The following is an 11,163-nucleotide window of genomic DNA, read 5'->3' as shown; positions in this document are numbered from 1 at the left end:
TTTCGCGGGCATTCTTACGTGAGGCACCGAAGGCGTTTCGCGGGCAGTTTCCATGAGTCAAGCCGGCGTTTGGCGAATCACATTGGTGCCATTTATAATTGATCCAACGCGCACGGCATAGGGACCGCACCCAGTTGGCGCGTCGCTCGCACCGCGAACCGGCGGCATGGGCACAACCGGGGACAGCGGACTGAACCGCGAAACTCGAACGAGACACGTTCGGGAGTCCGCGCATGTCCACCGCATCCACAGCCGTCCCACCCAACTTCGTCACCGCCAGCCCGTTCTGCGAGCGGTTCGACATTCCCCCCGGCTCCCTCCCGCGTCTCATCGAGGAGGGACTGCCGTTTTTCAGGCTCGACGCCACACGCCGGGTGTTCCCGGTCGACGAGTGCGAAGCCTGGCTGCGCGAACACGGGTACTTCGTTGACCCCTATCGCGCCGCGATCAAGAAGCTGATCGACGACGCGCCGCCGCTGAGCGCCGACCAGGCCGCGAAGATCCGCGCCGTCCTCGGCGGCGCGGTATGAACACCCCACAGCGGCTCGCCGTCACCTGGGCATCGGATGTTTCTCCCCAGCCCGCGCCGTGGTCGCACTTCCCTCACTGCCCGAACCCGCACTGCGACCGGCGGCTGTGGGCCGCTAACGGCCAGCGGTGCTCCGACGACCCACGCGGACCGATGATCGGGCCGACCAGCGATGGTCGCTGCCCGCACTGCAATGCCGACCTGCACTGGTACTGCGAAGCGTGGCTTGGCCTTCGAGAGCGAACGGCAAAAGGGGAGAAGTGAACGGGGCCGCCCCGGCCAGGGCCAGGCGGGGCGGCACCCACCACACAACACGACCCCGAGGAGGGAGATCGTATGGACAAGTTTGCCACACCGGCCGACCCCGCTGGCGACGGCAGCGTTGCGGGTGCCGGTGACCCGGCCACCAACGGCGCGGTCGTAGGCGACCCGAGCGGCAACGGCCACGTTCCCGCCGAGCGGGTCGAGGTCGAGGGCTACGCCGCTGCGGTTCCTCTCTACACCGAGCGCGGCTGGGTCGGTGTACTACCACTACCGCCGGGGAAGAAGAAGGACCCGCCGAAGGGCTACACCGGCCACACCGGCAAGGTGCCGACACCCGAGCAGATCGCGAGATGGGGCAGGACCAAGCCCTACGGCAACATCGCGCTGCGGCTGCCCGACACCGTGATCGGCATCGACGTGGACGCCTACGGCGACAAGACCGGCGGGCGCACACTGGCCGAGGCGCAATCCCGTTGGGGCGAGCTGCCGCCCACGGTGCGCTCCACCAGCCGCGAGGACGGGGTGTCGGGCATCCGGCTCTACCGCGTCCCGGCGGGCACGGTGCTGCCGGGGGTCATCAAGCTGACGCTGGACGACCGCACCGAGACCGGCGACATCGAGATCATCCAGCACCATCACCGCTACGTGATCGCGAGGCCGTCGATCCACCCGGAGGGCCGCCTCTACCAGTGGCTCGACGAGAACGGCCAGCCGACCGACATTCCGGCGGTTGATGACGCACCCGATCTCCCTGCCGGGTGGCTGGACGGGCTGGCAGAGCTGGCACCGGGCACGAACAGGACGACCAAGGCGACCGAGGCTCCCAGCGGCGGCACCCAAGCCGAGGCCGAGACCCAAGTCGTCCAGGACGGCGCGGTGACCGAGGGGGCGATGTCGCCGAGAGTGCTGGCACGGCTCCAGGAGGCCCTTGCGGCGTGCTACGGCCCCAGCCGGTTCGACACCGTGCGCGATCACGTACTGGCGTTGGTCCGCTACGGCGAGCAAGGCGAACCCGGTGTGCGGGTCGCCGGGGCGGCGCTGCGGGAGGTCTACATCGCCGCCGTCGCCGAGGACCGCGATGGTGGTGAAGCCGCAGCCGCCGCCGAGTTCGACCGCCACGCAAACGGAGCCCTGCACCTGGTTGCTGGTGACCCGACTCCCGATCCGGTGACCGTGAACCTGCTCGGCGACGAGCGCACCGACTGGTCGCACCCGCCCAGTGGCCAGGAGGGCGACGAACAGGAGAAGGCACCACCGAGCAACGCTCGTGTCGTGATCCTGATGCCGGTGTCGCAGATCAAGGACGACGCACCGACGTGGGCATGGGAATACGACGGACACGGACGGATGATGCTCGGAACCCTGGTCACCCTGGCGGGCCGTCCCGGTGCGGGAAAGTCCACCGCTGCGCGCTGGTTCGCTGCCGGGTTCACCACCGGGACCCACGCCGGGTGCTTCCATGGCCAGCCGCAGAACGTCGCCTACGTCGGCACCGAGGAATCATGGGAGTACATCGTCAAGCCGGGCCTGCGCGCCGCCGGGGCCGACCTTGACCGGGTGATGAAGGTCTTCATCGAGAAGAGTGGCATGGCCACGAGACTGCTCGCGGCCGAGGACGAGAACGCGCTGATCGAAGCGTTCTGCGTCGGCAACGTCACCGTGGTGATCGTCGATCCGCTCATGTCCTCCATCGACGGCAAGGTCGATCTCTACCGCAACAACGAGGTCCGCGACGTGCTCGAACCGTGGGCGCGCATCGCCCAGAAGATCAACGGCCTGGTGATCGGCGTCGCCCACCTGATCAAGGCACCCGGCGCTGACGTGGTGGCCGCGATACAGGGCTCGTCGGCGTTCGGTGAGGTCGCCCGTGCGGTGTTCGGGCTCGCCAAGGACACCAACGACGACCGGGTGATGACGCAGGCGAAGAACTCGGCCGGGCCGGAGGGCTGGTCGGTCAACTACAGGATCGCCGTCGATGAGGTCGTCACCGACTCCGGCAGCCCTGCCGACGCTGCTCGCTTCGAGATCACCGGGACCACCGATCGCACCGTCAGCGACATCCTGCGCGAGCAGGCCCGTGGTGGCGGTGGTCGCGGCGGCGGTGCTGCCGAGGTGGCCCTGTGGCTGGGCACCTATCTGGCCGATGGGCCGCGCTGGGCAGCTCCGGGTTACAGCGCAGCGGAGCGGGCCGGGTTCTCCGAGGATCGTGTCAAGCGTGCGAAGCAGTCGGCTCACATCCGTTCGGTGCGGGCCGAGGATCGCTGGTACTGGGCCACCGATGCGCAGATCGAAGCCGGGATGACGCCGGTGGACCCACCACTGGACAACATCGTGGCGTTCCCGGCAGTGGAGCCGCAGACGGTCAACCCGTTCCCTGGACCCTCGACGCCCGACGAGGGCGACACGGTGGACGAGGGCGACGACGAATAGTGCGCCCTCGTCTCTAAGCAATTGCTAAGCATCCGGGTGCGCCCTTGCTTTGGGGAGCGGTTGTGTCGCTATCAGCGTGCGCAATGGCAAGAGCGCGCCTCACGCGCGCGCGTAGACCCGCGCCCTTGCGCCCTTGCGCTCTTGGCTGGTCAGAGGCATTTCCACGGAACCAAGAGCGCACGCATTCTCTTGGGGAGGGAGGTAATTACCTTCTTCTCCTACAAGTCCGCTCGAACAGACTTGCGAAGGGCGCAAGAGCGTAAGAGCGCGGTGTCTACGCGCGCGCGAGCGCCCTTGCTCCGCACTCTTGCTCGCCGTCCGCTCGGCTGGGTGGAATTGCTGCCGTCGCGCTGCCGGTGGTTGACATAATGTTGACGGCATGGCCGCTACGTCAAACCGCGAAGATAGCCGCCAGCGCGCCGAGCGAGCGGCCCGGCTCCGCGCTATGCAGCGCACCTGGGCTGAGGTTGCTTCTGAGTGCGGGTACAGAAGCCGCCAGGCCGCGGCCCAGGCGGTGGAGCGGCTCGACTCCCGCCACCCGCCGGAGTCTGTCGAGTCGGCGCGTCGGCGGGCAGTCGACCGGCTGCGCATCGTGGACTCGGTGCTGCTGGGCCGTTTCGCCGACGCCGCCCGACGCGACGATGACCAGGCGGTCGCGTTGTTCGCCCGCGAGATACGCGGCACGACCATCGAGCTGTCAAAGCTGCTCGGCCTGTACGCGCCGCCACCTACGCAGCAGGTCGACGTGAGCGTGTCCATGACGCCGGCCGCGATCATCGACCGCATGGAGGCCGACCTGTTGGCGCTGGCGCGGTCCAACCAGAACATCATCGAAGGCGAGGTAGTCCCGTGAGCACGCCGTACACCACTCCCGACGACATCATCAAGGCGGCAGCCTCGGTGGCCCGCGACGTGGCCGAGGGCGCGCTGTCGCCGGCCGCGCTCGAAGCCGAGGCGGTCTCGGATTGCCGCTCCCTGTTCGCCACGGTCGTCGGCGAGGGCGACCCGCTCTGGCCGCTGCAGTGCGAGGTCGCCCGAGGCGTCCTTGCGGCCGGGGGTATCGGAGTCCACGAATTACAGGAATGGCTCAGCGTAGCTAAGCGCGCCACAGCCACCGACTGACGCAGCACGCGGGTTTCCCCGCGTTCTTGTCGGCCCCTATCGAAACTAAAGTTTCAAGGTGGCGCGTCCTACGCCGCACGTCACGGCCATCGTCGCTGGTCACTGTTATTGGAAGTCCTATCGTTATCGTTATAGCTTTGCGCGCACTTTCGATATAGACTTGAGGGTATGACCACCACCACAGCAACCACCACCACGGCGGCCAACCGTGACGAGATCAACCGCCGTAATCGGGAGCGGTACAGGGCCAACCCCGATGAGATCAACCGCCGCCAGCGGGAGTACTACGAGGCCAACCGAGACGAGATCCTCCGCCGCAGCCGCGCCGCATACCCTCGGCGTTCCTCCCGTGTGCGGGAGGTACGGGCAGCACTGGACACCTCCCGGTCGGGATCACCGTGGACACCAGCAGAGACGCGGATCGCTCTGCGGGAGGACTTGCTGTGTGTGGAGGCCGCTGCTCTCCTGCGCCGGTCACCTCAAGCTGTATCGAGCCACCGTTCGCAAGTGAGACGGACCCGCCGAGCCGCAAAGGAAGCCGACGCGAAGGGCCTTGAGCAGTGAGGCCCGGCGACGGCGATATGACCACCGACACCGCCCCAGCCATCACCACCGCCCAAACCGGTGCGCTGCTCGGGTATGCCCGCGTCAGCACCGGCCACCAGTCGCTTGATCAGCAGCGTGACGCCCTGCACGCGGCCGGCGTCGACCCGGCGCGGTTGTACTCGGACAAGTTGACCGGGACCTCGACCAAAGAACAGCGGCCGGGACTGGCGGCGCTGTTGGACTACGCCCGGCCGGGTGATGTGATCGTCGTGAAGGGCATCGACCGGCTCGGGCGCAACGCTGCCGAGGTCATGCTGACGATCCGCGACCTCGGCGAGCGGGACATCGTGCTGCGCTCGTTGCGGGAGGGCATCGACACGTCGAACGCGACCGGCCGGATGATCGCGGGCGTGCTCGCCTCGTTGGCCGAGTTGGAGCTCGAACTGCTGCACGAACGGCAGGCTGCTGCGAAGGCGGCGCGTAAGGCCCGCAACCTGCCGATCGGCCGGCCGCGCAAGCTGACGCCCGATCAACTCCGTCAGGCACAGGCCCTCCGAGCGGCCGGGGAGCCGGTGCCCGAGATCGCCAAGACCCTCGGCATGTCTACGCCGAGCATGTACCGGCTGCTGGCCGAGGCGACCGCCTGACGACCAATTCCCCTGTCCCGCATAGGCTTTGTAGCTTCCACGTTTGGCAGCTCGCACTCCCGGCAGCTAGACTTGGGGGCTATGAGCGATGACGTTTTCGGTGCGGCGGTTGACTTGTCGACAATCTCGATGGCGAGCTGGAAGGCAAGACTCGCCGCCTACAAGTCACGCAGCGTCCCCGACGACGACCCTCACGTCGTGAAATGCTATGCGGGCCTTGATTATTGGAGCTACAAGAAGCTGGCTGACGAGGCGGTCGCCTCGGGGCTGATCACCAAGGACTTTGCCGATGCGGCGCTGGCCAAAGCACGCCAATACGAGCAGCCGGCCCCCCGATATGGGCCGCGCGAGACGGTGGCCCACTGATGATTTCAACTACAGACCTGCGCAGGGCCGAGCCCGTAGCTCGCATCGGTGAACTCCTTCTCTCACCGTGGCCCTTCGCGGGGACCGGGCGCGGGAGGCTGGCAGTCTGGCACACTTTCGCCGCCTCCCGCGCCTCCCACAAGCCGCTGCGAGGGATGGTGCCGAGACTCTCCTGTCCACCGCCATCTCTCGCGGCCCTCAATCTGCGGGCGGCGGCGGCGGCCGGAGTAGGCACCGAATGTCATCACGCCGCCGCCCGCTCCGGCCTGCCCGGCAACCGGAAGGGATGACCGCGCGTGAGACCGCGTAAGCATCGTTTTGACGAAGCCGCTGCAGCCGATCAGGATGACTACACCATCCAGCTTGAGCAACGAGCACGCCGTCGCAAGCACCTGCCCATCGTGTATACCGAGGGCCTCGATCTGCTCCAGGAGATCGACGACCTCCTGCGGCCGCTGGCGAAGCGCATCACCAAAGCGCCGGCCGTCTTCGCGGCCGATGTCGATGAGCTGGCAACCGCTGTCCACCGGCTCGTTCAGCGGGTCGCCGACGGGATCACGACCGCCCACCACAAGCGCACGGTGGCGCACCTGAACCTGCCGTCGCTCAAGGAGCGCAGCGAGATGCTCAAATGGCTCGCAGACGCTACCGAGCGGCCGGCCCCGCCCGCGATCAGCGACGGCATGTTGTCCTCGGGCGAATGGGCACGGGTGCTCACCGATCACGTCGCCCCGTGGTCCCAGCCGCTCTCCGAGCTGCTCAGGCGTGCCCATCCACCCAACGCATACGAGCTGCGCGGCGCGCCCAGTGCCAGTGAGATCGTCGTCAGCGCACTGTGCGAGGTGGACCTGGCCGTGTTGTCGTTCAGCAAGCACCTAAGCCGGACCGAGGCACCGCAGAAGACACTGCAGCGCAACGCAATCGGGGCAACTAAGGCCGACGCAGCGCGAGCCAAGCTGGCCGCGCTGGACATTCAGGTTTAGGAGGACCACACCATGACCGTCGAACAGACGCTTTTGCCGATCACCTGGGACGCGCCGCTGGCGAATCCCGCTCCCGGCGGATTGGTGAATTGCACAAGTTGGACCGAGGAAACCGGGGCGACCCGTTGGATCGCCGAAGGAGTCCGTGTCCGGCCGCACAACTTTGGTGGAGCCGACAGCTTCGGGGTGTGGGGCTCGGACTGGTGCTTGAGCCCGGATCAGCTCGGCTCCGGTGAAGGCGACGAGGTCAAGACGGGCTCCCGGCCCGATATCCCGGACCCGTTCACGGCGGTCACGCTGTACGCCTTCGATAGCAACCAGTGCGGCGACCTGACCGCCGCGTCAATGGCCGAGGTACGCCAGCGCGCCGCGCAGAACTTTCAGCTCATGGAATCAGTGGCATTGGAGCGAGAATTCAGCGCCAGGTTGTTGTCCGATGCCGGAATCCCTTCCGACGCTGCCGACCTGGTCGAGGCCGTCTCCTTATTGGAGACCGCCTTCGCGCTTTCGAACACTGTCGGTGTGATTCACGCCTCGCCGAAATGGCAGGCGGTCGCAGCGCAGTCCATGCTGCTGGTCAGCTCCGGGTCAGTACAAAAGACGCCCGGCGGGCACAGGTGGTGTTTCGGCGGCGGCTATGCCGAGGGCCTGGGTGACCAGATCGTCGGGACGAGTCCGCTTTATGGTTGGCGCGACGCCGTAGTTCTACGGGAAAGCATTGAGCCGCAAACCAATACGTTCATCGCGATCGCGGAGCGAAATTTGCTTGTGGCCTGCGAGGCAAATCTGGGAGCCGTGACGATTACCGGATTCTTCGTCGTGGGATCGGCGTGACGGGCCACAACATCAATAACGAGAGGTGACCGATGACTACCGCTACCGCAATTGACCGGCTCGCGGACCTGACCTACCGGAACAAAGTGCCAATGCCGTTGCTGGACAGTGTGATTAAGCACGAGCACGCACGAATTGATCTCTGTTGGCACGAAGCCGGTCACTCGGTAGCTGCTGTGGTTTTCGGCGGTCAGCTTTGTTCGGCGACGGTGACTGACGGTGAGCGCCAGGGCGATACGCTCGGCCACCCGACCGGCCTGACGACGCTCGACCTGCTGCCACCGGGCCGCGCCGAGGCGATCGCCTACGCCGGGCCGTACAGCCAGGTGCGGGGCCGTATGAAACGTCGGCCCACGCGCCGCGAGCTGACCGCCGCGTTCGACGGCATCGGACGCGAGGACCGTGACGCTCTGTGCGCTGCCGGCGGTTCGGCTATGGGTTCCGACGTGGTGCCGCTGCTGGAAAGATGTTTCACGGCGGTTGGGATAGTGGCCAAGCAACTGTTCAGCGACAACTGTGTCACCCACGCCGATGTCTGCAAGGCGCTCGGAATCCCGGCCTCTGACAACGGAATTGAACGGTCGACGATCTTGAGCGGGAGCAGTCCTGGATCGTTCGTCATCACGCGGCCCGTCGCGTAAGCGACCACCTAGACTCTCACCACCGCACCCACGGCTCCAACCACCCAACAGTAAGAAACCGGAGCCAAGGTTATGTCCACCACCACCGTCGAATTGACCGACGAACAGCTCGAAGAAGCCATCCTCGCGGCGCTGGCCCCGAGCGGAGAGGAACTGATGCCCTGGACCGTGATTCGCCATCAGGTGCCCGGAGAATTTTGGGCCAAAGAGCGGGCCATGCTGCGGTTGCATGAGGCCGGAAAGGTCTATCACTTAAAGCTCGGAGGCCGGCCGTATGTCGGTCTCGGCGACGAGCTTGACCGGCAGATCGCGGCGAGGTACAAGGCGCAAGGCCGCGTGCGAGGAGTGCTGGTGGCATGACCGCGATCCAGACCCTCGTCGCTGCCCGTGCGCTGGCGGCGCAGCGGGCTAAGCAGCGTCCGAAGACTCCGGCGGAGCTTGCGAAACTGCTGGACCCGAAATTCGTTGTTACGCCAACGATTTCGCTTCTGTCGAACCTGGCGGTGCGGTCGGTGACCGAGCCCCAAAGGGACGTGGTGTCCACAAGTCCGAGAACTGGGAAGTCACGGTTGCTGGCGATCTGGACCGTCGTCTGGGCACTGTCGAGAAACCCGGACATGCAAATTATGGTGATCGGCCATAGTGATGAGCTTGCCCAAGATCATTCGCGCTCGGCTCGGCGGATCATCAACGAGCACTCCGACTATTTAGGTATCCGGCTAAGTCCGGATAAGACCAGTGTCGGGCATTGGACGGTGGACGGGCACGCTGGCAAATTATTGGCCCAAGGCGTCAACTCGGGTGCCGTTGGGTTCGGCGCAGATTTGTTGATTCTGGACGATATTGTCAAGGACCGGGAGCAAGCTGAAAGCGTCGCGCACCGTCGCAGAATCCTCAATGAATACCGTAGTTCGTTGGCCAGCCGTGTCCATCCTGGCGGCTCTATCCTTCTGGTGATGAGCAGGTGGCACCCTGATGACCTGGCGGGCGTGCTGCTGCGCGAGGAGCCGGATGTCTGGCGGCACACCAACATTCCCGCCGTGAGCGAGGCCGGAATCCCCGATGCGCTGGGCCGCGAGCCGGGCGTGGCGTTCATTTCGGCGTTGGGGTACACGCCGGAGCATTTCGCGGCCATACGGCGCACGTCGGGTGAGCGGGTCTGGTACAGCATGTACGAGGGCGTCCCCGCCGCGCCGGAAGGCGGTTTGGTCAAGGCTGTTTGGTTGGATAATTGGAGAATGCCTTGTGCCCCAACGCATCCCGTCTTTACCGTGATCGGCGTAGACCCGGCAGATTCCGGAGAGGGCGACGCCGCAGGCATCATCGCGTGCTCACTGACCGCCGAGGGTGTCGTCGCCGTCATCGCTGACAAGTCGGCTGTGCTGACCTCTGATGCGTGGGCCCGGGCTGCGGTCGAATTGGCCGTTGATGTCGGGGCAAGTGAGATCGCCGTGGAGGCGTTCGCGGCGGGGGCCACCTACACCAGAGTCGTCAAGGAGGCCCTGAGCCGCTACAAGCTGAACCGCCCGATCCGCATCACCGCCTGGCCGCCACGCGGTAGCCAGCGGGGCCGTGGTGACGCGATGGCCCGGGCGGCTGCGCTGCTTCAAGGGCTCGAAACTGGCAGCTGTCGCCTGGCCGGGCATCTGCCCGATTTCGAGCAAGCGGCCGTGACGTGGCAGGCGGGGCAGCACTGTCCCGACAGCCTCAGCGCCTTGGTCGTTGCATTCGACACGTTGGTTCACAGCACAGGTCAGCAGTGGTCGTTCGCAGCCCCGCTCGCCGGGTCCATCACTGACCGCGCCCCGGTCACCTCCATGACCGAGTTCTTGCGGCGGCGGGTGTTGTGACCCGGTATGGAGGGCTGTGCTGAGGTCATGCCGATCACTGACTGCGTGCGCTGACGACAGCAGCGACACCAGAGGCACCACATCGACTGGTTCCTGCCGAGCAGGATTTCAACGAATCCAGCAATCATTCGAGCGCGCAGGATTAGGCTCCTGCTGCATGCGGGCGAAGGCACTAACTGCGCTGGTGGTCGTAGTGGTGGCGTCAACAATCGTCGGCTGCGGTGGTCAACAGACGGCAACTCCCGGCACCACTACATCCGCAACATCATCGGCCACCACATCGTCATCGCGGACGAGCACGACGTTATCCACCTCGCCAAAGAAGTGGACCTCCGAGGCCATCAGGGAATGGGGCGCTCGCGGGGACGTCATATTCGACGACTGGAGAAGCGTGCTCGGCTGGATGGCGACTGCCATGAGGGCGGAAGACTACAAGGGGATGAGGGGGGCGTGCGAAAGCCTCGGTGAAGTAGGACGAAGGTTCGCCGACATGTTGCCAGGCCCGGAATCGGAACCGAAACTGAGCGCGATGGTCAAAGGGGCATCCGACGACATCGCCGAGGCAGTGAAGCACTGCCAGACTTTCGGGCCAGGCACCAGCCAGGCCGACCTCGATGAATTCCTGTCGCACATGAACGATGCGATGAACCATTTCAGCGGCTAACTGGCGCGGGCATTTTCGGGTTCTCCAACATGGCCGACGAGGCTGAGCCAGATTCGGGGACCACGTCTGCCGACGATCAAGCACGGTAGTCCAACGGCCTATCAGGGAAACTGACAGACTTTTGGCGGGCTGTGTCGATGTCGTCCACCGAGGAGAGGCGGTCTCCGTATGAGCGGGAAGCAGATCAAGCTGTTCCTGATCGACGGGACACCAGGCGGTTTGACAACCGCTGAGATCACCAACTGGACCGGCCATGTGTTGTCGGCCCGCCGCTCGGACCTGGCGGA

At 65.7% G+C, this 11,163-nt stretch carries 13 protein-coding genes; all 13 read left to right on the top strand.

Features of this window, described 5'->3' with window-relative positions; translation table 11 throughout:
- Nucleotides 1-233 precede the first annotated feature (233 nt).
- The 13 genes from ACLP9N_RS31145 (at nt 234) to ACLP9N_RS31085 (ending at nt 10,876) form a co-directional block, all read left to right on the top strand.
- On the top strand, nt 234-530 hold the full coding sequence (locus ACLP9N_RS31145; protein ID WP_442410993.1) for a hypothetical protein: 297 nt from the start codon (nt 234-236) through the stop codon (nt 528-530).
- A 335-nt stretch (nt 531-865) separates the two neighbouring features.
- Nucleotides 866-3,223 (top strand): bifunctional DNA primase/polymerase, encoded by a 2,358-nt coding sequence (locus ACLP9N_RS31140; RefSeq protein WP_442410992.1) that lies wholly within the window; start codon nt 866-868, stop codon nt 3,221-3,223.
- Between the two features lie 379 nt (nt 3,224-3,602).
- A complete protein-coding gene (locus ACLP9N_RS31135; protein WP_442410991.1) occupies nt 3,603-4,076 on the top strand; it encodes a hypothetical protein in 474 nt (157 codons plus the stop codon).
- Nucleotides 4,073-4,345: a flagellar hook-length control protein gene (locus ACLP9N_RS31130; protein WP_442410990.1), complete on the top strand. Its 273-nt coding sequence runs from the start codon at nt 4,073-4,075 to the stop codon at nt 4,343-4,345. Before ACLP9N_RS31135 ends, ACLP9N_RS31130 begins: the two co-directional genes overlap by 4 nt.
- 168 nt (nt 4,346-4,513) lie before the next feature.
- Entirely contained in the window at nt 4,514-4,909 is a 396-nt protein-coding gene (locus tag ACLP9N_RS31125; RefSeq protein ID WP_442410989.1) for a hypothetical protein, read from the top strand.
- A gap of 17 nt (nt 4,910-4,926) precedes the next feature.
- Nucleotides 4,927-5,538 carry a recombinase family protein gene (locus tag ACLP9N_RS31120; protein ID WP_442410994.1) on the top strand — a complete coding sequence of 204 codons (612 nt, stop codon included), beginning with the start codon at nt 4,927-4,929 and terminating at the stop codon, nt 5,536-5,538.
- Nucleotides 5,539-5,619: 81 nt separating this feature from the next.
- Nucleotides 5,620-5,904: a hypothetical protein gene (locus tag ACLP9N_RS31115; RefSeq protein ID WP_442410988.1), complete on the top strand. Its 285-nt coding sequence runs from the start codon at nt 5,620-5,622 to the stop codon at nt 5,902-5,904.
- Between the two features lie 296 nt (nt 5,905-6,200).
- Nucleotides 6,201-6,887, top strand: coding sequence for a hypothetical protein (locus tag ACLP9N_RS31110; protein WP_442410987.1), 687 nt, complete (start codon nt 6,201-6,203; stop codon nt 6,885-6,887).
- A gap of 12 nt (nt 6,888-6,899) precedes the next feature.
- The gene (locus ACLP9N_RS31105; protein WP_442410986.1) at nt 6,900-7,721 is read left to right on the top strand and encodes a hypothetical protein; all 822 of its coding nucleotides are present in this window, start codon (nt 6,900-6,902) and stop codon (nt 7,719-7,721) included.
- Nucleotides 7,722-7,753: 32 nt separating this feature from the next.
- Nucleotides 7,754-8,362 carry a hypothetical protein gene (locus ACLP9N_RS31100; protein WP_442410985.1) on the top strand — a complete coding sequence of 203 codons (609 nt, stop codon included), beginning with the start codon at nt 7,754-7,756 and terminating at the stop codon, nt 8,360-8,362.
- Between the two features lie 72 nt (nt 8,363-8,434).
- Entirely contained in the window at nt 8,435-8,722 is a 288-nt protein-coding gene (locus ACLP9N_RS31095) for a hypothetical protein (protein ID WP_442410984.1), read from the top strand.
- The gene (locus ACLP9N_RS31090; RefSeq protein ID WP_442410983.1) at nt 8,719-10,212 is read left to right on the top strand and encodes a terminase large subunit domain-containing protein; all 1,494 of its coding nucleotides are present in this window, start codon (nt 8,719-8,721) and stop codon (nt 10,210-10,212) included. Before ACLP9N_RS31095 ends, ACLP9N_RS31090 begins: the two co-directional genes overlap by 4 nt.
- A gap of 157 nt (nt 10,213-10,369) precedes the next feature.
- On the top strand, nt 10,370-10,876 hold the full coding sequence (locus ACLP9N_RS31085; protein WP_442410982.1) for a hypothetical protein: 507 nt from the start codon (nt 10,370-10,372) through the stop codon (nt 10,874-10,876).
- Nucleotides 10,877-11,163 lie beyond the last annotated feature (287 nt).

The organism is Mycobacterium sp. (genome assembly GCF_052144515.1).
Taxonomy (GTDB): Bacteria; Actinomycetota; Actinomycetes; order Mycobacteriales; family Mycobacteriaceae; genus Mycobacterium.
This window is presented reverse-complemented; position numbering and strand designations above follow the sequence as displayed.